At 67.6% G+C, this 21,287-nt stretch carries 22 protein-coding genes; 6 read left to right on the forward strand and 16 right to left on the reverse strand.

Going from position 1 to position 21,287, the window contains the following annotated elements:
• Positions 1-97 precede the first annotated feature (97 nt).
• From M0M48_RS07185 to M0M48_RS07230, 10 genes are all read right to left on the reverse strand, one after another.
• Complete coding sequence (locus M0M48_RS07185; RefSeq protein ID WP_257750605.1) at positions 98-1,342, reverse strand: tyrosine-type recombinase/integrase; 1,245 nt, start codon at positions 1,340-1,342, stop codon at positions 98-100.
• Between the two features lie 18 nt (positions 1,343-1,360).
• Complete coding sequence (locus M0M48_RS07190) at positions 1,361-1,699, reverse strand: helix-turn-helix transcriptional regulator (protein ID WP_257750606.1); 339 nt, start codon at positions 1,697-1,699, stop codon at positions 1,361-1,363.
• A 67-nt stretch (positions 1,700-1,766) separates the two neighbouring features.
• On the reverse strand, positions 1,767-3,077 hold the full coding sequence (locus tag M0M48_RS07195; protein ID WP_257750607.1) for a hypothetical protein: 1,311 nt from the start codon (positions 3,075-3,077) through the stop codon (positions 1,767-1,769).
• Positions 3,077-3,376, reverse strand: coding sequence for a hypothetical protein (locus tag M0M48_RS07200; protein ID WP_257750608.1), 300 nt, complete (start codon positions 3,374-3,376; stop codon positions 3,077-3,079). The genes M0M48_RS07195 and M0M48_RS07200 overlap by 1 nt, the downstream gene beginning before the upstream one ends.
• A gap of 118 nt (positions 3,377-3,494) precedes the next feature.
• Positions 3,495-3,983 carry a hypothetical protein gene (locus M0M48_RS07205; RefSeq protein ID WP_257750609.1) on the reverse strand — a complete coding sequence of 163 codons (489 nt, stop codon included), beginning with the start codon at positions 3,981-3,983 and terminating at the stop codon, positions 3,495-3,497.
• Positions 3,984-4,044: 61 nt separating this feature from the next.
• Positions 4,045-4,458, reverse strand: a complete 414-nt coding sequence (locus M0M48_RS07210) for a single-stranded DNA-binding protein (RefSeq protein WP_257750610.1) — start codon at positions 4,456-4,458, stop codon at positions 4,045-4,047.
• 473 nt (positions 4,459-4,931) lie between these two features.
• Positions 4,932-6,122 (reverse strand): TRAFAC clade GTPase domain-containing protein, encoded by a 1,191-nt coding sequence (locus M0M48_RS07215; RefSeq protein WP_257750611.1) that lies wholly within the window; start codon positions 6,120-6,122, stop codon positions 4,932-4,934.
• Positions 6,123-6,180: 58 nt separating this feature from the next.
• Positions 6,181-7,860 (reverse strand): type IV secretory system conjugative DNA transfer family protein, encoded by a 1,680-nt coding sequence (locus M0M48_RS07220; RefSeq protein ID WP_257750612.1) that lies wholly within the window; start codon positions 7,858-7,860, stop codon positions 6,181-6,183.
• A gap of 32 nt (positions 7,861-7,892) precedes the next feature.
• A complete protein-coding gene (locus M0M48_RS07225) occupies positions 7,893-8,354 on the reverse strand; it encodes a hypothetical protein (protein ID WP_257750613.1) in 462 nt (153 codons plus the stop codon).
• Complete coding sequence (locus M0M48_RS07230; protein WP_257750614.1) at positions 8,351-9,430, reverse strand: ImmA/IrrE family metallo-endopeptidase; 1,080 nt, start codon at positions 9,428-9,430, stop codon at positions 8,351-8,353. Before M0M48_RS07230 ends, M0M48_RS07225 begins: the two co-directional genes overlap by 4 nt.
• A 176-nt stretch (positions 9,431-9,606) precedes the next feature.
• Between M0M48_RS07230 and M0M48_RS07235 the strand changes: the two genes are divergently transcribed.
• The 3 genes from M0M48_RS07235 to M0M48_RS07245 are packed head-to-tail and all read left to right on the forward strand — an operon-like array spanning position 9,607 to position 12,915.
• Entirely contained in the window at positions 9,607-10,692 is a 1,086-nt protein-coding gene (locus M0M48_RS07235) for a tyrosine-type recombinase/integrase (RefSeq protein WP_151578564.1), read from the forward strand.
• A gap of 31 nt (positions 10,693-10,723) precedes the next feature.
• Positions 10,724-11,083, forward strand: a complete 360-nt coding sequence (locus M0M48_RS07240) for a helix-turn-helix domain-containing protein (RefSeq protein WP_151578563.1) — start codon at positions 10,724-10,726, stop codon at positions 11,081-11,083.
• Positions 11,084-11,121: 38 nt separating this feature from the next.
• Positions 11,122-12,915: a hypothetical protein gene (locus tag M0M48_RS07245; protein WP_257750615.1), complete on the forward strand. Its 1,794-nt coding sequence runs from the start codon at positions 11,122-11,124 to the stop codon at positions 12,913-12,915.
• Positions 12,916-13,476: 561 nt separating this feature from the next.
• Here M0M48_RS07245 and M0M48_RS07250 read toward each other — a convergent pair.
• On the reverse strand, positions 13,477-13,911 hold the full coding sequence (locus tag M0M48_RS07250; protein WP_151578561.1) for a heavy metal-responsive transcriptional regulator: 435 nt from the start codon (positions 13,909-13,911) through the stop codon (positions 13,477-13,479).
• Between the two features lie 54 nt (positions 13,912-13,965).
• Here M0M48_RS07250 and M0M48_RS07255 point away from each other — a divergent pair, with 54 nt between their 5' ends.
• From M0M48_RS07255 to M0M48_RS07265, 3 genes are read left to right on the forward strand one after another with little or no spacing between them, the layout of a single operon-like run.
• A complete protein-coding gene (locus tag M0M48_RS07255) occupies positions 13,966-14,265 on the forward strand; it encodes a thioredoxin family protein (RefSeq protein WP_151578560.1) in 300 nt (99 codons plus the stop codon).
• Positions 14,266-14,287: 22 nt separating this feature from the next.
• Positions 14,288-14,515: a hypothetical protein gene (locus M0M48_RS07260; RefSeq protein ID WP_257750616.1), complete on the forward strand. Its 228-nt coding sequence runs from the start codon at positions 14,288-14,290 to the stop codon at positions 14,513-14,515.
• The gene (locus M0M48_RS07265; RefSeq protein WP_257750617.1) at positions 14,512-15,864 is read left to right on the forward strand and encodes a dihydrolipoyl dehydrogenase family protein; all 1,353 of its coding nucleotides are present in this window, start codon (positions 14,512-14,514) and stop codon (positions 15,862-15,864) included. The genes M0M48_RS07260 and M0M48_RS07265 overlap by 4 nt, the downstream gene beginning before the upstream one ends.
• A gap of 321 nt (positions 15,865-16,185) precedes the next feature.
• On the opposite strand, the gene M0M48_RS07270 is transcribed toward M0M48_RS07265, so the two are convergent.
• The 5 genes from M0M48_RS07270 to M0M48_RS07290 form a co-directional block, all read right to left on the reverse strand.
• Positions 16,186-16,767, reverse strand: a complete 582-nt coding sequence (locus M0M48_RS07270) for a hypothetical protein (RefSeq protein ID WP_257750618.1) — start codon at positions 16,765-16,767, stop codon at positions 16,186-16,188.
• A 120-nt stretch (positions 16,768-16,887) separates the two neighbouring features.
• Entirely contained in the window at positions 16,888-17,529 is a 642-nt protein-coding gene (locus M0M48_RS07275) for a DUF305 domain-containing protein (RefSeq protein ID WP_151578557.1), read from the reverse strand.
• 127 nt (positions 17,530-17,656) lie between these two features.
• Positions 17,657-18,211, reverse strand: a complete 555-nt coding sequence (locus M0M48_RS07280; protein WP_151578556.1) for a hypothetical protein — start codon at positions 18,209-18,211, stop codon at positions 17,657-17,659.
• Positions 18,212-18,239: 28 nt separating this feature from the next.
• On the reverse strand, positions 18,240-20,657 hold the full coding sequence (locus M0M48_RS07285) for a heavy metal translocating P-type ATPase (RefSeq protein ID WP_151578555.1): 2,418 nt from the start codon (positions 20,655-20,657) through the stop codon (positions 18,240-18,242).
• A 30-nt stretch (positions 20,658-20,687) separates the two neighbouring features.
• Entirely contained in the window at positions 20,688-21,242 is a 555-nt protein-coding gene (locus tag M0M48_RS07290) for a DUF305 domain-containing protein (protein WP_240249157.1), read from the reverse strand.
• Between the last annotated feature and the right edge of the window lie 45 nt (positions 21,243-21,287).

Below are 21,287 nucleotides of genomic sequence, written 5' to 3' on the forward strand. Positions count from 1 at the left end.
CCCGGCCGGAGTGGGGCCTGAGGCCCGCAGGGCGGCCGTAGGCGGGACGTGAGCCCGTCCACGGCCCCGGGGAGCCGCGGTGCGTCGCAGGCGTCTCTCAGCGGCCGAGAGCGGGTCCGTCGTTCGCCTTGTCGCCTGGAGCGAGGCGCTCGGTCGCTGCTCGGTAGTCGGGCACGACGAGCCGGCGGTTGATGTAGTGCCGTTCGGTGATCGTCTTGGAGGTGTGGCCGAGTTGGTTCATCGCGGCCTCGGCGTCGTAGACCTCGTCGATCTCGGTGGCCACAGTTCGACGGAATGAGTGCGGGGAGACGTCGCGGAGTGCAGCGAGGTCTTCATAATCGGCGAGGTGGCGGATGTGCCGGAGTCGGCCCTGGATGTTGGTGGGATAGTGCCAGGTGCCGTTGCGGGTGATGAACACCGCGTCAAGGTCGTTGGGCGTCTGGGCCACCTTCCGCCGGCGCAGCAGCGCCGCCGCCCAGTCCGGAAGCGCGATGGGGCGGATCGCGGCGTCAGTCTTGCCGTAGTCCACTCGTTTGCCCTTCGAGGTGATCTGACCGTTCACCATCAGCCAGGGGAACCAACTCTCGTCGTCCCGCCGCTCCGGTGGCGGTGACAGTTCGATGTCGGACCAACGCAGGGCGAGGAGCTCCCCGATGCGCATGCCGGTGGCAATGAGCATCTCGACAATGTCGGGTAGATCGACGCTCTTCGGGCCGTTCCGCTTCTCAGCGTTGGCCCACTCGCGGATAGCGGCACGCACTTCGTCGAGATCCTCGACGGGGACAGGCTTCTTCTTGCTGCGAGGCAGCGGAACCGAGGGCACGGCCGAAGCTGGATTGCCGTTGATCGCCACGTGGAAGATCGCCAGGTTGAACGCGCGGACCAGCACGCTGCGGATCTTGGCGCGCATGTCGGGCGAGACGCCTGCGCTGTCCAGGGATGCCTGGATGATCACGGGCCGTACGTGCCGGAGTTGATAGGCGCCTAACGGCTGGTCGGTCTTCTTCGGGTCGAGGACCCACCGGAGGTGGGATCGGTAGTAGCCCAGGGTTTCCGGCCGCGGACCGCCGTCGGCCTGCTCCATCTTCAGGAACCAGAGGTCGAGAAGGTCCTGCACGGTGTCGTCCGGGGCGATCGCGCCGTCCCCGAAGGTGCCCGTGTGCTCGACGAAAAACGACTTCAGGTTGGCCGTCGCCTTGGTCTTCGTCTCCCCGTTCTTGCGGTACTGACGCACGACGCCATCGACGTCGCAGTAGCGGGCACGTGCCTGCCAGGACCCGTTCTTCAACCGGACGCAGCTGATCTCGCCGTATGTGCCGACGATCAACTTCTGCCTGGCCATCGTTCACTCCTTCATTGGTCAAGCGACCCCGTCAGGGCCGTTTGCGCGCAGAGCAGCGCCGTTCACCCGATTGGCGCGGTTGCGCGTTCGGACCGCGCCCGGGCCGGGTGCGGGGGGCGGGTCCTCTTCGGAGAACGACTCGACGTGAGTGCTCAACCACCGGTCCAGCTCTGAGAGGCGGTACTTGAGCCGGCCACCCGCCTTGACGGCGCGCGGCCCGTAGCCGGGGCGGCGAACACGCCACGTCAGCAGCGTTGCCTTCGGCACGCCTAGGTAGCCGCACGCGTCATCGGTGTTGAGGAAGGGGTCGCGGACGATCGAGACGACGTCGTCCGAGGTGTTCATGTCTGCGGACATCGGCTTTCCTTTGCTCGGGTCGACGAATAGGTGGGCAAGGCGTGTCAGGAATCGGCGCCCGCCGTCTTCAGAGAGACGGTGCATCAGGGCGCGGTCCGTTGGCGGGTGGACGGTGGATGAGGGCGGCGTGGAGGTCCGCCCGGCTCATCCCCGCCGCCGAAACTGTCGGCTCTTCCGGAGGTCGCAGGTGCTCGCGGGCGGTCCGGATGACCTCGAGATCAGCTGCGCGTGCGACGGGCACGAAACGTTCGCGGACCGGGTGGACCAGACGGCCGTCGCCGCTGATCAGCCGCGGAACGGTAACCCGCTGGACGAACGCGCCTCGCTCGACTCCGGTTTCGAGGATGTCTGTGATGCGCGAATCGACCCGACGGAAGAGCGTCTGGAAGCCGCCGAGCATCCTCGGCTCGATCACGGTGTCTGGTCGGAGCGCCTTGAGGCGACTGACGGCGTTGGCGGCCTCGCCCGCAGAGGCCGTGCCGTTGCCGAGCCGTCCTCCGACGTTGCGTAGTTCGCGCTGGATGCGCGAGTACGTCTCGGCACGGGCACTCCAACGCCCAGCGAGGTCAGGGTCGATCCGCTCGGCGTACGGCACCAGGCCAGCGCTGAGCAGTCGCTGCGAGTCGACGATCAGGCGCAGGTTCATTGCGTCGGGGAACGACGCCAGCCTCACGAGCAGGTTGTGCTCGGCTTGGAGGACGCCGAGCACTCCCGGCTTTGCTGGTCCTCCAATGGGCTTGGTCCGCGGGCGCCAGCCTGTTTGGTCGACGCTGTAGTCAGGCTGCCCGAGGCTGACGTCCAAGGCGGTGGCGAGTGCCGCCCAGCCGAGCCGATCGCACCCGGCGATGGGCTCCCATCCGGGTGTATTGCGGTACCGGCGGTCGAGTACGACGAGGGCCTGGCTGATGGCCGCGACGTCTCCTGCGATCGTTCGCGCCTGGGCCGCAGTGAGATGGATCGCCTGGTCGGGCGCCGTGTCGTGCTCTGCGAGCGCTGCAGCGCGTGCTGCCAGACGCCAGTGCTCGACGACGCCGTTTGTACTGGGGGTCGTGAGATCCTGGCTCGGAGCCGGCCGTGTCGTCGCCTGATCGCGAGCCGCCTCCAAGGCTCGAGCGAGTTCGCCCACTGCGGCGCCATGGTCGCTCGCGGCACGGAACGGGTCGGCAGGCTTCTGCGGGACATTGGGGAAGGTGAGCGGCCGAGCCACGCCTACGGCTTGCGCGCACCAGACGAGAACGGACTGTCGGTATCGCAGGATCTGTTGTCCCGCCGCGGCGCGCTCCGCCGGTGACTCTGCGGCGAGGCGGCGCACGATCCGGTGCTGGCGAAGGAGTGCAGCCAGTTCCGCGCGCATCTGGGCGCCGTTCTCGCCGTACATCACCCGATGTCCAGGTCGTGCGCGTCGATGAGCATCGCGAGAATCAGTTCGACCGACAATGCGTCGATACCATGGTCCTCGAGTTCCTGAATCGCACTGTGCGCGCACGCGAGCAGGATGGCGCGGTCGTCGGTGAGGCCCTCGCTGTCGAGTGCCGGGCATTCGTCGCCGTGCACGCGGTCGAGTTCGAGGAGGACACGTTCGTACGCGGAGGAGGCGTCAAGTTTCAGCGCCTGGTCGGCGAGGGCCGCTAGGTAGGACCTCGCTTGAGCGAGCGTCTGTGCGTGGGGGAGAAGCATCCTCCCTCCTTCCGTGGGTCGGCTACCGACTCTGAGCGGGAAGCCGTGGCTGGCGTTCGCTTGCTTGGCGTTCTGTGGATGAGTCCGAGCACGATCTGGCCATGGCGGGCTCCTGAACTCAGCAGATGAGCTGCTGGTTGGCGATCGCCTCGATCCGGCGCCTGCGGAGCACGTCGTTTCGGACGAATGCCGCGAAGTCTTCGTCCCGATTCCGGATCTCGACCTCGGTGCCTACCTGGGGCACTGACTCGCCGGGCCACGTCGTCTGCCGTGTCGGCCGGTCGCGATCGAGCCGCGTACCGCAGATCGAGACCCAGTCCCGCAGGCGGTAACGAGCGTCGGAGAAGTCGCGCATCCATGCGATGGGGGCCGACGGTGATGCTGACTCGTGGTAGCAGCTCAGCCAGTGACAGTGCAGCGCCGAGAGTTCCCAGACGAGCTCGTCATGGCGGTGCCAGTACGGCGGCACGATGTTGGGCGGGAGGCCGAACGTGACCTTGAGCCACTTCACCCAATGATCGAGGTCCCGCCACTCGATCTCGGCCTGTTCGGCGTCCAGGAGGTTCCAATTGATCGGGGCCGGTGGGCGCTCGAGCAGGTCGGTCACGCTGTGCCAGGCATCGGCCTCGTCGGGCTCGTCTGGGAACGGACTCATTGCAACGCCCCGGTCAGAGGCCGACGGCGGGTGGCTGCGGCACAGCCGTCAGGGGTCGGTCCGCGGCGTGGCGTCCGCGCTGGACGACGTAGTCGGTCTTGTTGGCGTTGTGGCCGATCTTGCGGGCGACGAACTCCTCCTTGATGACGCTGCCCTCGCGGCCGTCGACCTCGTACTCGTGGACGTAGCCACTGGCCACGAAGGAGTCGCCCTTGCGGAAGCGGGCGTACGTCTCGCGTGCGGTGCTCTCGAAGGCGACCATGTCGTGGAAGGTCGGGTCGAGCTTGGTGAAGCTGCCGTCGACTTCCTTGCGCCACTGCTCGATGCCGACGCGCATCCGGCAGCACTCGGCGCCGGCCTTGGTGAAGTGAAGCTCGGGTGCTGAGGCGATGAAGCCGACCAGGCTCATCTGGGTGGGGATGGACATCGTTTTGGCTCCCTGACGGTGTACGCAGCCTCCCATGAAGCTGCTGCTGCGAGTCAGGTGCGCGGCCGAGACCAATTGGGTCCGATTGGCGGACCCTCAGTCCATGAGTCGGAGATCTGTGGCCTGTGGTGCGGCTGCAAGCATCCAGGTCCGAGCGAATGCGTCCTGGACGACAGGCCACACCTTCCGTTGACCGGCTTCCATTGAGCGGATCTCGCTAGCGACCTCGCCGCGGATCACGAACTCGTGGGGAATGACGCGTCCTGACGAGTCGCGTCTGCCGTCGGGATCGGGGAATCGGAAGGCGACCGTGTCTCCCGTGGACGCATATGCGGCCGGAGCGTCAGATACCCCAGCGAAGGCCCGCTCGTACTCCGAGAGTGGATCGTCGAGTCCCGCATCGAGTAGGAACATGAAACCCCACGACCTACCGCGAGTTGCCCAGATGATCTGAGCCGGTCGCAAGGTTGAGGTCACTTCTGAGTCCTGAGGACCTTGTCGTCTACGGCCTGGTCGAGGTCGATCTTGAACTGCGTGAGCATTGCGCGCAGGTGGTGGTTCTGCGCCCGGGCGAGCTCGTTCATTTCCTTGAGCTTCGGGCCAGCAACCTTGATCGCCGCCGCTAGGGCTGGCAGGGCCTTGCCGACCAGCGCGGCCTGCTTGTTGGTCTTCGCCACCTTCTTGAGGAGCTTCTCAATTCCCACGAACTTCGCACCAGTCAACGCTGCCGCGATCACGTCCGCGCCGTCGGCAAGCGAGTCCAGCACCTTGCGAGGGATGGTCATCCGCTCCTCCCACAGGACCCGACGTTCAAGTGGGAGGAGTGAGGCGATGGGGAGGATGAGATCGAGGCCGATTCGTTGCGTCAGGTCAATCCCTGCTGGCTCCGCTGTCTCGGGCTTGATCTCGAACTTCGCTGAGGACAAGAGCATGAAGTCCTCGCCGATCGACAATGCATCCGGCGTGTCGATGAACTTGGAGACGGTCTCGCGCAGCCGCTCGACATCGTCCGCCGCCTTTCGGACAACAAGGTCGCGGAACGTGTTGACGTCCCAATCTGGAACCAGGTCGGCTTTGGACAGCGCGAGGATCCAGATCCGAGGAAACTCGACCAATGGGCCGTCATCGAGTAGGTCGTTCTCAAGGCTCTTGAGGTTCTGACGGAAGTTGTGGAAGAGCGACTTGAGGTACCTCTCCTCCTCGCCGGCGTAGTCGAGCAGCTTCTGCCCGTCGACCAGCAGCAGAGCCACGTCGGAGCTGAGCAGAGTCTTGAACGTGTCTGTGCGGCGGATTCGCTCCTCGTCGCTGCTCGGATCCTGTTCGAACCACTCGCCTGGATAGTCGTGCCAGGTGAGTCGCAACTCGTCGAAGGGCCGCTTCTTCGCCTCGTCGCCGTGGTCGGCCTTGAGCTTCACCGAGAAGTCGTACGTCGTGTTCGCGAAACGGGTCGGCATCGGCGTCGTCGCGCTGTCGCGCATGCCGAGGTAATTCTGATACAGGCGATTGCCCTGCCCGGTCTTGTCTGCAACCAGTTCCCACAAGTCGTTCTTGTAGGACCCCTCTTGGGTTGGGCCGTAGAACGAGGAGACCAGAACGGTCTTGCCCGAGCCGGACTCGCCGAAGACGGCAATGTTCTGCTGTCGGACGCGCGGATACTTCGCCATGACGGCGAACGTATCCAACGGGTGCGACACATGTCTGGCAATCCTTGCGAACGCACTGTCAGCGACTGGTCCATGGCCGCAGGGTCGCGACGATCGGCGGTGCACTACGGAGGAGGACCAAGCCGGTCCCGAAGGGCAACGTCCGGATCCGCTCCGGTGGCATCACAGCGACGCGTCGAGTCGAACGCTGGAGCGAGCGTTGGCCGTAGTCACCGATGCTGACGGTGTCGGTGCGCTCGTCACGTTCCCCAATGAGGACAGAAAGCTCCTGGAGGTCCTTCGACGCAGAGGCGCCGCCGAGTATGACCTTGACGATGCTCGCGTCCCAGATCGTGCTGGCCGCATGGTCGCCCCATTTGTTGCGCGCCTGAGCCAGCGACTGAAGCACCGGCACCGTCGTAATGCCCGTGCCGCCCCCCTCAGCCATCAGGACTGGGAGGGAGGGGAGCGGCGCCAGGTTGCCGATCTCGTCGAGCGCCATGAGCACGGGCGGGTCAAGGCGTGAGCCAGGTGACGCGGCAGCGACGTGACGGGCGACCTCGGTCAGGTCTTCCATGAACGCGGCGACGAGCGGCCACGAGGCTCCCGCGCCGGCTCCCGTTGCGAGCAGGTAGAGCGTGCCGTTCTGGGTGAGGAAGTCGCGAGGGTCAAACGCCTCGCCGACCTCCGGGCTGACGGCGTCCAGCACTGCGGGGTCGGCGAGGCAGGAGAGGGCTTGTGCGACGGCCATCCAGATCGAGTCGCGGGTGCGCGGATCGGCGCTGATCATGCCTTCGAGCGAGTCCGACCAGCCCGCAGCGGCGCGGGGGTGGCTGGCGAGGATGCCGACGGCGTCAGCTGCGGCAGACGCGGACAGCGACCACTCGAAGAGGGCCCGCGTCGGAAGCTGCTCGAGCGCCGCGGCATGGAGGAGTGCCTGGAGTGCGGAGCGGGCCTTGCCTTCCCAGAAGCCGCCGGACTCCGTGCCCCCGGAGGAGAGCCCGGTCGACGAGGCCAGCCCTGAAGCGCGAATCATCGCGGTGAGGGGTTGTTCGCAGCCGCGGATCGGCGACCATCGAACGCCACAGCCATCGACAACGGGCAGCCCCGCAGTGAGATGCTGCGGGTCGAAGACGGCGACCGGCCCGCAGTCCTTCCGGGTGGCGATCGTGGCGGCGATGTTGTCCGGCCGCGTAGAGCTCGTGACGACGGCGCCGGGCGCATCGAGGATGGCATTGATGACGAGGTGCAATCCCTTGCCGGAACGTGGCGGACCGATCACGAGGATCGAGTCCTCGACCGAGGCCCAGATCTCGCGGCCGCAACTGTGCCCGATCAGGTAGCCGACGTCGTTCGCGCGGGGGTGGCGGATCGACGGACGGAGGGTGGCGGCACGTCGTACCAGTGCCTTCTTGGATGCGGCCGTGTCGATGTCTCGTGCGGTTGCCGTCCCTTGGAGGCGGTGGGGATCTCGAGCCGCCCGGTGCCGGAGCCGAGCGACCAATCTCGACACGCACCAAGCGACCGCTGCGAGGACGCCGAGGAGCAGCACAACGACGATCCAATACGCGATCGCTGACAACCCGGGCGCCTCGAAGGCTCGCGCCGGCCGTCCAGGATCGGTCAGGACCCGGAGTCCGCTCGCGATCCCGGCTTCGGGCGTCGTCGCGCCCGTTGTCACCGCGGCGGCTGTGGCCGCGGCGCGGAGTACCAACGCGAGGGTGAACGCCGCCACCATCCCGATGAGTGCCAGGTTCACGAGCTCGTCGTTCGCGCCCCGTGTTGCGGGGTTCATGCCGACGCCTCGAACGGGGCGACTGTCATGGAGCTCATCCCGAGGAGCACGAGCCCGTCGCGGGTTGTGGCGAGCAGGGCGGGCGGGAGATTGAGGGACGCGTGGCCATTGGCGTCGGCGTTCTGGCGTACGACGACGTAGGCCAGCGCAACCTCCTCGCCGGGCAGAAACCCGGCACCAGCGAGCGCCGGAGGTGGCGGTGCGGGTGGCTGCTCCGCAGCGGCTGGTGCCGGAGTCTGGGGAGTCGCGACGTCGGTGAACGTCGAGCCGTCGGCCTCGCGTACCTCGACGCGCACCGGCGCGCCGAGGTCTGAAGTGATCTCGTCGATGACAGCGCGAAGGTCGGCACGGGTCCTGGGCTGGTCGGAATCCTGCGGTACACCGTCGACGTCGACCGCGAGTACGCCGTGGGCGTCGATGGCGACGTGAACGACGCTCAGGACGACGGGGATCCTCATAGCCCCAGCACCGCCCCATCGCGGCGTGCGTTGGTCGTCACAGGAGCCGTCCCGGCGCGGTGGCTGAGGGCCTCTCGGTCGAGCCCAGGCGGGTTGCCGTCGCCGACCTGCTGGGTGTCGACCTTGTCGAGGATGCCGAGCGCGGTCGCGCGGACGCGTTCGGCGGTTGACTGGACGACCTCGACAGGATTCTTGCCGGGGACACTCGCTGCCCAGGTCGACACGTACGGCACCGTGTAGGAGGAGGTGTCGAGCCCGTGGGCGGCACCGACCATGAGCGCGACTGATTCGGCTTCCACCTCGGCGATCCCACGGTGCAAGGTCGCGTCGGCGGCGGACTCGGTGGACAGGGCTGTCTCTGGTGGCGCGTGGAGGAGAACGTGGCCGAGTTCGTGGGCGAGCGTCTTCACCTGGGCCGCCTCGTCCATGTCCATGCGGACCGAGACCTCGCGGGAGAGGAAGTCGGTCAGGCCGTTGGCGCCGCCGATCGCCGCAGCCGAGGAGACGAGCCGGAGCTCGAAGCCGGCGGCGGTGATCTGGTCGGCCAGTCCGTCCCACAGCCCGGCTGGCGCTTGGCCTTGCAGCAGGGAGGGGCGGGGGAGTTCGGGCACAGGGTCGCCTGTGGTTTGGGAGATGTCCCAGACGTAGGTCGGCTTGACGCCGATCATGCGGGTGCGGGCGTACTCGCCAGACATCGGCTTCTCGTTGCGCGCCAGGCGTCGCCAGGAGTTCGGTTCCTCGGGCGTGAACGAGGCGAACCGGCCGGTGACCGGTGCGAGGATGCCGTAGCCGTGCTGGCCTTTCGCGACGCTGCGCCCGAGAGAGAGCCACTGGTGGAAGCCGGCGACGTACGTCGGCGTCGGCTCCGGGACCCTGCCCTCCTTGTACGCCGCGAAGTGCTGCGCCGCGATGAGCATCGAGTTCCCGAAGCTGCGTGCGCGGAACTGCGCGGCGAAGGTCAGGGCGCGCTTCCAGTCCTCACCGGTCACCAGCGCAGCGACGGACACGGACAGCTGCTCCTGGAGCGCCTCGAGCTTCGCTTCGCGGGCCGCTCGACCGCGAACCTGAGTGGTCATGACGCTGCAATCTCTAGGAACTCAGGTTCGATCGGACGTCCATGCGCCCCGATCTGCGTTTGCGCAGGTGGCGTCGGTTCAGCTCTCTGGAGGGCGCGCATTGACGAAGCGTCACTCTGAACGACGGTTTGGCTGTAGTATCGACGCATGATCGCCTCCACTGAAGTCGGTGACTGATGGGTCTGGTGGCGTTGCCGGGCGGCAGCGCTGTTGATCCGGCACTTATAGGTGCGCAGGCGGTCCAGGACTTCGAGCAGGAGCTGGTGGACCAGTACGCGCTGGCGATGTCGGCGGCCGGTCTGACTGACCGCCATATCGGCGCGACTCGGGCGATCGTCATCGAGTTCGCTCGCTCGCTGTCGACTCCGCTGTGGGAGGCCACCTGTGCGGACGCGGACGCGTTCTTGGCCCAGCAACGGCGGATGGGGCTCAGCGTGTCGACCCGGGCGGGGAAGGCCGGCGCGGTGGCGGGCTTCTACGAGTTCGTGATCACCCGCTACGGGGGCACGATCCGCCGCGCGACTGGTGCCTTGGTCGAGCAGCCGATCGATGAGTTCAATCGCCAGTCGGGGGCATCGCTGGGCAAGGTCCGGGTGCCGCCGTCGGATGAGGAGATCGACTCGCTGTTCACTGCCTGGCGCGGGTCGGTCACACAGGCGCGCAAGTACCTTCCCGCGGCCCGCGACTACTTCGCTGCCTCGTTGTGGCGCCGACTCGGGCTGCGGATCAACGAGACCGTCATGCTCGACATCCGCGATTGGCGCCCCGATCTGGGCGAGTTCGGCAAACTCCACGTCCGCCACGGCAAGGGCTCGGGCGGCCGCGGACCCAAGCCACGGTTGGTGCCTGCGATCAACGGCGCGAACCAGTTGCTCGACTGGTGGCTGGCCGAGGTCCGTCCGCAGTACGGCGAGGACTGGGCCGACCCGGACGCGCCGCTGCTGCCATCCGAGCGGTTCGATCGTGATCTGGATCGGTGCGGACGTGTCGGCGCGAACGCGCTGCGCCGCGCCCTGGGAATCCAGGTCGAGGAGTGGTTGCCGGCGTGGTCGGGTCGGATGACGCCACACGTGCTGCGGCACTACTGCGCCTCGTCGCTGTACGCGGCCGGGATGGATATCAAGGCGCTCCAAGAACTGCTCGGCCACCAGTGGCTGGCGACGACCTCGGGGTATCTGCATGTCCGCAGTGACCACATCGAACGCGCGTGGAACAGCGCGAGCGACCGCATCGAAGTCCGCCTGGGCCTCCGTACCGACTAACGAGACCGAAGAACCGAAGGAGCTGATCCAGATGCAGTGGAGCCTGCGGCTGCGGGCCGCCGAACGAGGGATCTGGAAGTCCGCGCAGTTGCGCAGGATGCTGTCCGATGCCGGGCTCGAGATCTCCGCCGGAAAGATGTCGTCGTGGTGGGCCGGGACCCCGCCGACGATGCGCCTCGAAGAGCTCGACGTGCTCTGCTTCGTGCTCGAATGCACCCCGAACGACCTGATGACACCCGAGCCGGACAAGGTCGCCGCGCGCCGTCCCCGCAACACCGACGCCGCCAACAACAACGGCGGAAATGGCGGCGACGATTCGAACGGCAGCGGCGGCGCGCCACCGGCGGTCACACCGCGGCTCGGCAAGCCCCGCTCGACCCCACCGCTGTAGCCCGCACCCCGATCGCCCACCGAAACGACGAGCACCGCATGCCTGCGCCCGGCCCCAACGCGGCGTTGCGGTTGCCGCCCAAGTGCAACGCGTGCCAGAGCAACCGCGTCGCGTGGACCCGCCCCCGGGTCGACTTCTGCTATCAGTGCCTGCCCGGCGGCCCATTCGCGGCTCCACCGTGCAACCGCTGCCGCTCCCGCACGGACTACTTCAGTCAGGGGCTGTGCAGTCGGTGCCATCCCCGCAGCTCCGAACACGTCGGATCGTGCAAGGGCTGTCTGGCCTGGGGTGTCTACCCCCGCTACAACTGGACCTGCTGGTCCTGTCGCTGGTGGCAGAGCCACCACCCGAAGGGCACCTGCGCCTCCTGCGGCCGCACCAGCCACGTCAGCGACCGGCAAGCCTGTCGGCTGTGCCTTGAGAACGCCCGCCTCGACCAAGAACCCGGCCGAGCACCCGATGTCGCCGCGGCGAACCAGCACAGCCAGCAGCTGTTCTTCGCCAACATGGTCTTTAAGCGGCGCGCGACACCGGTGCCTGACTACGTCCGCAGAGATCGCCGATGGTCGACGAAGACCAAGAACCAGCTGCCCTACGAACCCGGCACCAGCTTCGACGACCAAGCGCTCGAACAGCTGACCCTGTTCGACATGGACCCCGACCCCGCGGTGCTGCGCCAACGCCTCCTGGTCGAGGACAGCGAACTGACCCGTTACTGCGCGGCCATCGTCGCCGACCACGCCCGCCGCTACGGCTGGAGCGTCAGACAGCGCAATGCCGTGATCCAGTCCCTGCGGCTGCTGCAGATCCTGCGGCCTACTTCCACCGCGAAGGTCCGCGCCAGTGACGTCGTGGCGTTGCGCCGATACGACGGCACCATCACCTCCACCCTCGACGTCCTCGCAGAAGCCGGGCTCCTGATCGAGGACGTACCAACCCGGGTCGAGCGGTACTTCAACGCCAAGTTCATCGAATCCGGAGCCCTCCCGGACACGATGCGGGGGCACCTCCAGTTGTGGCTTCAGATCATGCTCGGCGGATCCCGACAAGCACCACGCCAGGTGCCCCGCGAACCCGAGACCGTCGAGATCCACATCCAGGGCCTCGCGCCCGTCGTGCAGGCATGGGTCGAAGCCGGGCGCCAGTCGTTCGCCGAGATCAGCACAGACGACATCCTGGCCGCCCTCACGGCCCTGCCCGCCGGCACCAGCCACCGCCACTTCGCCGAGATCGGACTGAAGTCGCTGTTCAAGATCCTCAAGGGTCGCCGACTCGTCTTCACCAACCCGATCAAGGATCTCGACCTCACCCGCATGGCCACGAACCTTCCGCTGCCGCTCGACCCCGCTTTGATCCGCGCCGAGCTCGACTCGCCCAATTCGGCCCTCGCTCTCGCCGTCGCGCTGGTGGCCTTCCACGGCCTGACCGGCAAGCAGGTCCGTGAGCTGCAGTTGTCCGACATCGTGGACGGCCGGCTGCACCTCGACGGCCGCGACATCCCGCTCGCCGCACCCGTGAGGACACGGCTGAGCGCCTGGCTCGATCACCGCAACCGCACTTGGCCGGCCACCGCGAACCCGCACCTGCTCATCAACCGACGCACCGCGCCGCGTCTCGTCCCCGGCGGTCCGTCCTTTCCCTGGAGGGACAGCCGCGTTCGCCCGCGCGCCCTGCGAGAGGACCGCATCCTGCACGAGATCCACGCCACCGGCGGCGACGTACGCCGCATCTACGACCTCTTCGGACTCAGCGTCGAAGGCGCCACCCGCTACCTCAAGACGATCGAGCACCCCGACCTGAGGAACAAGGACCACCCCGGCAACCGGACATGACCATGTCGTTGCGTCCCGCGCGGCGTGGGCCGAGAGTCGTCGCAACATCCTCACGCCACGGATAAGCAACCGTGACGCGCACAAATCGGACACTCTGACGCCACTGACTTTGGTCACGGCCGCAGCGTGGCGGCTCAGCGTCCCCCTATCCGTCCCCCCGGGCCGTCCAACCTCGGGGGGACGCAGCAGCCCGCGCCACGTTTGCGCAGGTCAGACAGCGTCCCCCCGAATTTCAAGAAAGTTCTGAGACCCGGTCACTCGGACGGTGGGTGGGAGTCCCGCAAGCGGATCCGCTGGCGGTCATCGGCCGGCGCCGTTGCGTCCGGGACCGCGGTCACGAGTTGTACGCCGTTCGGCCCCTCGTGCGATTCGAGCGGTCGAGCGCTAGCGGTGGCCGATAGGCAGAACCCAGCGGAATGCGCTCAGCAGGGGTTTGCGGCACCAGCACGTCGCCGAGCAGTGGCACCGTTGAAAGCCCGCTGCTTCGGCGGCCCGACTCCCCAGGGCCGCAGTGAGGTAGAGCGTGACCGGGATGATGATGCGGCGACTCATGCGGCGACGCTACTCCTGGACGGTGGCACCCGCGCGTGATGGTGAGCGCGGATGGGCGATGATGTGGCAGATCGCCTCGTCAGAGCAGTCGGCCGGGTCCAGCCGACGGCTGAGCCTGATCAAGTGGCCGAGCTCCGCCTCGAGGGTGACCAGCTCGCGTTGCCGCTGCTGCACGTCGAGCAACTTCGCAGCGAGGAGGTCCTGCACGTGTCCGCACGGAGTGGCGCCTTCGCGGCGCAGGTCGAGGATCGTCGCGATCTCGACCAGGGTGAGACCGGCGGCTTGAGCGTTGCGGATGAAAGCGAGCGTGGCGAGTGTCGAGTTGTCGTACTCGCGGTAGCCGTTGGGGCCTCGATGCGGCTGCGGCAGCAGTCCCTTGCGCTCGTAAAAGCGGATGGTGGCGGTCGGGACCCCGACGGCCTCGGCGACTTCTCCGATGCGCATGATCTCACTGTACCGCTTGACCTTGTACCGCGGTTCAAGGTTTAGCGTCGGGGCATGGACATCACGCTGCTCTACTTCGAGGACTGCCCGAACTGGAAAGTCGCGGACGAGCGCCTGGCCCTGATCGCAGCCGAGCGCGGCGACGTGACGGTGACCCACCGGCTGGTTGAGACCCCGGAGGACGCCGAGCGCGTCGGATTCCTGGGCTCACCCAGCATCCAAATCGACGGCGTCGACCTGTTCGCCGAGCCCGGCGCACCCATCGGGCTGGCTTGCCGGAGATACCCGGTCCCCGGTGGCCACGAAGGCGCACCGACACTCGACCAGCTCCGCGGGGCGCTCGCCGATGCGTGACCGGATGGGCACTGTCGGACCAGTGGTCGCCGTCGTCGGCGCAGTCGGCATCTGTTGCGGACTGCCGGTGCTGCTGTCGCTGGGGCTGCTAGGTGCGGTGGCCGGCATGTCCCTCCAGAGCTGGGCCCTGATCGGTGTCGGCCTCGTGCTCGTCGTCCTCGGATGGGTGACGCGGGTGCGGCGCCGGAGATGTCCCGCGTCAGACGTCAACGAGACCACCAACAACCCGCTGAAGGAGAACCACCGATGAGCGAAAGTTATGACCTGATCGTCCTTGGCGCCGGGATGGCCGGTGTGGCCTCTGCGAACAAGTCCGCCAGCCAGGGGTGGCGCGTCGCGATCGTCGACCCGCTGCCCTACGGCGGCACGTGCGCGCTGCGGGGGTGCGACCCGAAGAAGATCCTTCGCCGCGGCGCGGAGATCATCGACAGCGCACGTTTGATGGAGGGCAAGGGCATCGACGCGGGCGGCCTGTCGATCAACTGGGGCGACCTGATGAAGCACAAGCACGGCTTCACCGACCCGGTGCCGGAGAACATGGAGGCCGGCCTGAGCCGCCACGGCGTCGAGACCCTCCACGGCCCGGCGCGCTTCACCTCCGAGCGACAGATCGACGTCGACGGCACCCGCTACGACGCCGACCGCTTCCTGATCGCCACCGGCGCCAGGCCCCGCCCCTTGGACTTCCCGGGGCACGAACACCTGATCGACAGCACCGGCTTCCTCGACTTCGACGACCTGCCGCCACGGATCCTGTTCGTCGGAGGCGGCTTCATCTCTTTCGAGTTCGCCCACATCGCCGCCCGTGCCGGCGCGTCACCGGTCATCGTGGACCGCGGCGAACGACCCTTGAAGGGATTCGACCCCGACCTCGTCGAGCTGCTGGTCGCCCGTGGCGCCGAGGTCGGTGTCGACCTGCGACGCTTCACCGAAGTAGTGGCTGTCGAGCCGAACGGCCGCGGCTACATCGTCACTCTGGACCGGGCCGGAGTCCGCGAGAGCATCGAGACCGACCTCGTCGTCCACGGCGCGGGTCGTGTCGCGGACCTCGCCGGTCTTGCCCTCGACGCCGCCGGGGTGGAATGGGGCGAGCGTGGCGTGAGCGTCTCGGATCATCTCCAGAGCACCACGAACGCAGCCGTGTGGGCTGCCGGGGACTCCGCGGACACCGCGGGGATGCCGCTGACACCGGTGGCGGTCATCGAGGCCAAGGTCGCCGCCTCCAACATGATCAAGGGCACCACGGCCGCTCCCAACTACAGCGGCATCCCTGCGGCGGTGTTCACCATCCCCGAGCTCGCCCGCGTCGGCATGCTCGAAACGGAGGCTCTCGAGCAAGGCATCGACCTGAGCGTCCGTCATAACGACACCAGCGGCTGGTACTCCAACTACCGCGTCGGCGAGACCACCGCGGCCGCGAAGGTACTCATCGACCGGTCCACGGACCGGGTCGTGGGCGCCCATCTGCTGGGACCCGAGTACGGGGAGCTCATCAACATTTTCGGCCTAGCCATCAAGCTCGGGCTCACCACCCGTCAACTCAAGTCGACCACCGCTGCGTACCCGACCGTGGGGTCCGATCTCGGATCCATGGTTTGAGTGCGTCGTTCCGGCCCGGGGCACCGAAGTAGGGCCTTGTGGTGGCACGCTCCGAGCGACGGTCCGGCTGTGGTCACGTCCGCTTGACGGCAAGCAGATGTGGTGCACCGTGGCCGCAAGCGAATCGACTCGCGGAGCGTGCCCAGCAGGATCCCCTGCCGGGACGACCTCGCCACAGAAGATCCGAGCGGACCAGATCGCCACTGGCGGTTCTGCTCTCGGAACGTCCAGGCCGGAGAGCGTACGTGCGGTGCCACTGGGGACAACCACCCTCAACGGTCCCTCCAGCGAGGTCGCGGACCACTTCGGCGTGGGCGCGGGTCATGGAAGGGTCAGCTCGATCTCCTGCTCGGGTTCGAGCTCGAGGTCGCCGGGGTCGCCGGTCACGGGGGCACCGTTGCTGGTCACCCTCACCTCCTCACCGGCGTTCGCCTTGACGCCACCGATCTGGGTCGGCGTCAGGGCGACGCCCCACTGGGTGAACAGCTGGCCGAGGGTGAACTTCTCCCCGACGGTGTGGGCTTCGATGTGAATGGTGCCGTCACCTTCGTGGGTGTGGACCGCGGACATGGCGCCGGTATCGGGGTCGACGCCGATGTTGGGCGGGACGGGGACCGGCTGATCGTTGATGGTGATGGCCAGCGTGGGGTGGTAGTGCTCGGCGGTGCCCATCGGGCCGAGGTCGAGGCCGGCGGCGGCGACCCGCGCAGGAACGTCGCCGGGTGCTGGCCATGGCGGGAGCGAGATGTCATCGGGCTCAACGCCGGCGGAGCTCGACGAACTCGATCTGGTCTCGCTAGTGGCATCGGTGGCCGCCGGGTCCGTGCCGCATCCGGCGGCGATGAGGGTGAGGATTGCTGCGACGGCGGCGGCCGCCAGCTGAGCGGGGGTGGGTGTCTTCATGGAGGTGTTCCCTTTGCTGTGGTGGCGTGCCTCGGTTGGGTCGCCGGCGGCGTGCGGGACGTGGGGCACACGAACAGGGCGGACGCCACCGCCACGGTGGCGTCCACCTGCGCTGCGGGTTCAGGAGTCGAGGAGGCCCCGCATGATGTCGATCTCCTGCTGCTGGGCGTCGATGATCTGTCCGGCGAGGTCGACGGCGTCCTTGAATTGGCCGTCTTCCTGCTCAGTCTCGGCCATCTCAATGGCGCCTTCGTGGTGCTCGATCATCATCTCGAGCCACATGTCCTGGAACTCGGCGTCGGAGGCGTTCTCGAGGGCGTCCATGTCCTCGGAGGTCATCATTCCGGGCATGTCGTCGTGGTCCATGTCGTCCATGTTGTCGGACATGTCGCCCATGTCGTGGCCGGAGTTGACGTGGTCGCGCATGGTCTCGGGGACGTCTTCGCCCCACTGGGTGAGCCAGTCGGCCATGGTCTCAATCTCCGGGCCCTGGGCGTCGCGGATGTCCTCGGCGAGGGCCTGGACCTCGGGGTCGAGGTCGCGCTTAATGGTCAGGTCAACCATCGACAGCGCCTGGGCGTGGTGGGCGATCATGTCGCTCGCGAACGCGACGTCGGCGTCGTTGTGCTCGGTGGCGCTGACCTCGGACTGGCCGCCCGCGTCGGAGGTGTCGTCGCCGCAGGCGGTGACGCCGGCGCCGAGGACAAGGGTGAGCGCGACGGCGCCGAGGGCGCGCGTACGGGTCTTGGTCTTGATTTGCATGCGAGTTCTCCTGGAAGTCAGGTAGTCAGGTGGGGTGTTGCGGGCAGGCGGAAGCGGCACCCGGCCGGGACGCTGGTGTCGAACTCTGACGGTCGAGGTCAGCGGTGGCGGGCGGTCGCAGGGCCTGTCAGCACCTGATGACGGAGAACTGCCACTCATGGGGTGGCCCGGTGCAACGCACCCACCGCAGCGCCCGTACGCGGACGGCTGCGGGCATGAACGCCTCCGACTGCAGCGGCCGGAGGAAGCCCTTGGCGAGGAGCGCCAGCAGCGTGAGCGCTGCAGCGGCGAGCATGACGACGCACAGCATCACCATGCTCGCCATGCCGTGACCCGAGCCGGAACCAGCGTCAGCACTGACCTCAACGCTGGCCTCGGGGGCTGCCATCGAGGACTGCGTCGCGGCGGAGTGCGCGTGTCCGTCGTGCGAGTCCCCCGAGGCCATCGCCGCCTCATGGGCAGAAGTCATGGCCGCCGTACTCGTCATGCTCATCGTGCTTGAGGGCGTTGGGACCGTGGCGGCTGGCGAAGCGCCGTGGCTGGCCAGGGCATGCATGCCGAGGATGCCGACGACCAGGGCCGCTACGAGGGCGGCCACTGCGCTGCGGCCGGTCAGCCGCGCAGCCGTCCGCGCCCACAGGGAGTTGCGGGTGCGGCGGCTGGTCGCGGGCACGGGGCTCATCGGCTTCGATGGTACGGAAACACAGGAATCAGGGCAGCCGCTGGGTTCGCAACCTCAGGGCGTTGATGATGACGCTGACCGACGAGAGAGCCATCGCGGCCGCGGCGATGACCGGGGACAGCAGCCACCCGAACACCGGGTACAGCACTCCGGCGGCGATGGGGATGCCGGCGGTGTTGTACCCGAACGCCAGGACCAGACCGCGTCGGACGTTGGACATGACGGCATGTGAGAGCTGTCGGGCGTGGGCTATGCCGTTGAGGTCGCCGCGGAGCAGGGTGACTCCGGCAGATTCGATGGCGACGTCGGTGCCGGTGCCCATCGCCAGTCCGACGTCGGCTGCGGCGAGCGCAGGGGCGTCGTTGACGCCGTCTCCGGCGAACGCGACGACGCGGCCCTCGGCACGGAGTCGGTTGACGACGTCGGCCTTGTGGTCGGGCAGCACCTCGGCTTCGACCCGGTCGATGCCGAGGTCGGCGGCGACCGCGGCGGCGGTGACCTGGTTGTCACCGGTGAGCATGATGACCTCGATGCCCTCCTTGCGCAGCGCCGTGAGCGCGGCCGGGGTGGTGTCCTTGACCTGGTCGGCGATGCCGATGACGCCGGCTGGGGTGCCGTCGATGGCGACGAGGACGGCGGTCGCGCCGGTGCGGCGCAGCTTGTCGGCCTTGTCGGCCAGGGGCGCGGGGTCGATGTCCTGGCTCGTGAGGAACCCGGCGGTCCCGATAAGCACCTCGCGGCCCTCGACGATGCCGAGGACACCCTTGCCGGCGGGTGCGTCGAAGTCAGCGACCTCGGGCAGCCTGCCTGCGCTGGACTCGGTCCCGGCTGCCAGGGAGGATTGGGCCTTGTCGACGATGGCGCGAGCCAGCGGGTGCTCCGAGGCGTTCTCGACCGCGGCCGCGAGCCACAGCAGTTCGTCGGCGGTGTGCGTGTGGAAGCCCTCGGCGAGCTCGACGGCGACGACGGCGGGTTTGCCCTCGGTCAGGGTGCCGGTCTTGTCGACGACCACGGTGTCGACCTTCTCCATCAGCTCGAGCGCTTCGGCGTTCTTGATGAGGACGCCCATCTGGGCGCCGCGTCCGACGCCGACCATGATGGACATGGGTGTGGCCAGGCCCAGGGCACACGGGCAGGCGATGATCAGGACGCTGACCGCGACGACGAGCGCGTGAGCCAGCTTCGGATCGGGGCCTAGGAGCGCCCAGATGATGAATGCGAGCACGGCGACGCCGATGACGGCGGGTACGAAGACTGCTGAGACTCGGTCGACGGTGCGCTGGATGGGTGCGCGGGAGCGTTGGGCTTCGGCCACCATGTTCACGATGCGGGCAAGCATGGTGTCGCGGCCGACCGCGTTGGCGCGCACCAGCAAGGCGCCGGTCTGGTTGAGGGTGCCGCCGATGGCGTTGTCGCCGACGTTCTTGGTGATGGGCATGGACTCGCCAGTGACGAGGGACTCGTCGACAGCGGACTTGCCGTCCTCAACGAGCCCGTCGACCGGGACCTTCTCGCCGGGGCGGACGCGCAGCATGTCCCCGATCTCAACCTGGTCGAGAGTGACTTCCTCCTCGGTGCCGTCCTCACCGACGCGGCGCGCGGTCTTGGGGGACAGGTCCAGGAGGGCCTTGATGGCGCCGGAGGTCGCTTCGCGCGCGCGAAGCTCGAGGACCTGCCCGAGCAGGACGAGGGTGGTGATGACGGCTGCGGCCTCGAAGTACACCTCGACGGCCCGGTCCTCACGGAAAGCGGCAGGGAAGATGCCCGGCGCGACGGTGGCGACGACGGAGAACAGCCACGCAACGCCCGTGCCCATCGCGATGAGCGTGAACATGTTGAGGTTCCGGGTCCGCACCGACGCCCAGCCGCGGACGAAGAACGGCCACCCGGCCCACAGCACCACCGGGGTCGCGAGCACGAGCTGGGTCCACGCCGACGCGGTAGCGGAGATGTTGTCGTGCAGCCACGGGACGAGATCGCGGCCCATGCCAAGGATCACGACCGGGATAGACAGGACGACTCCAACCCAGAAGCGGCGGGTCATGTCGCGCAGTTCCTCGGACGGGCCGGTGTCCGCGGTGACGATCACGGGCTCGAGGGCCATCCCGCAGATGGGGCAGGTGCCAGGGCCGTCCTGGCGGATCTCGGGGTGCATCGGGCAGGTGTACTCGACCGACTCGCCCTCACTCGGGGTCGGCTGCCCATGTCCTGGCTCGGTTGCATGCCCGGCGCGGCCGCCTGCGGCACGGTCCGGGAAGCCATGGCCGGTGTACTGGCCGGGGTCGGCGAGGAACTTGCCCTTGCAGCCGGCTGAGCAGAAGTAGAACTGCTCACCGCGGTGGTCGACCGCGTGCTCGGCCACGGACGGATCGACCTTCATGCCGCACACCGGGTCGGTGACCTGGTCCATCGTGGCGGCGTCGGGACGATGGGTGTGCGCATTCATGACTCCACTATACCCCCCTAGGGTATACGGTCAAGGCAGTTCGACGCCGAACAGGGCCAACATGGCAAGGGCATCACTGACATCATCGAGGCTGCTGGCGGCGGTTCCCTCGAAGCTCGGGACGGGACGCTGATCGGCTTCCTCCTGAGTGGTGGCCGGGCCGTTCTTCTCGATATCCTCGATCAGCCAGTCCATCTCCTTAATCTCCTTGCGCTGGGCCTTGATGATCTCGTCGGCGAGTTCTCGAACGCGAACGTCATCGATGTCGGCCCGCTCGCTGGTCAAGATGGCGATCGAGTGGTGCGGGATCATGCCCTTCATGTACGCCTGGTCGTCGACCAACGCCTGGGAACGCGAGAGGTACAGCCCACCTGCACCGAGCAGCAGCGCCACCGCCACGAGCACGAGATTGTAGGCGCGGTTCTTGTACATCATGCTGCGCATGAACGCGAACATCACCAGCGCCATGGCGCCGCCCATCAACAGCGCCATGTAGAAGCGCTCCTCGCTCCACCGCACGTGGTCAAAGGCGAAGACGTTGGAGTACATCAAGACGAACATCACCACCGTGGAGGTGGCGATCATCAGTCCGAAACGTACGTACATCCGCCGCTCATGGGCCTTGTCCCC

Origin of the sequence: Pimelobacter simplex (assembly GCF_024662235.1) — a bacterium.
Classification (GTDB): Bacteria; Actinomycetota; Actinomycetes; order Propionibacteriales; family Nocardioidaceae; genus Nocardioides.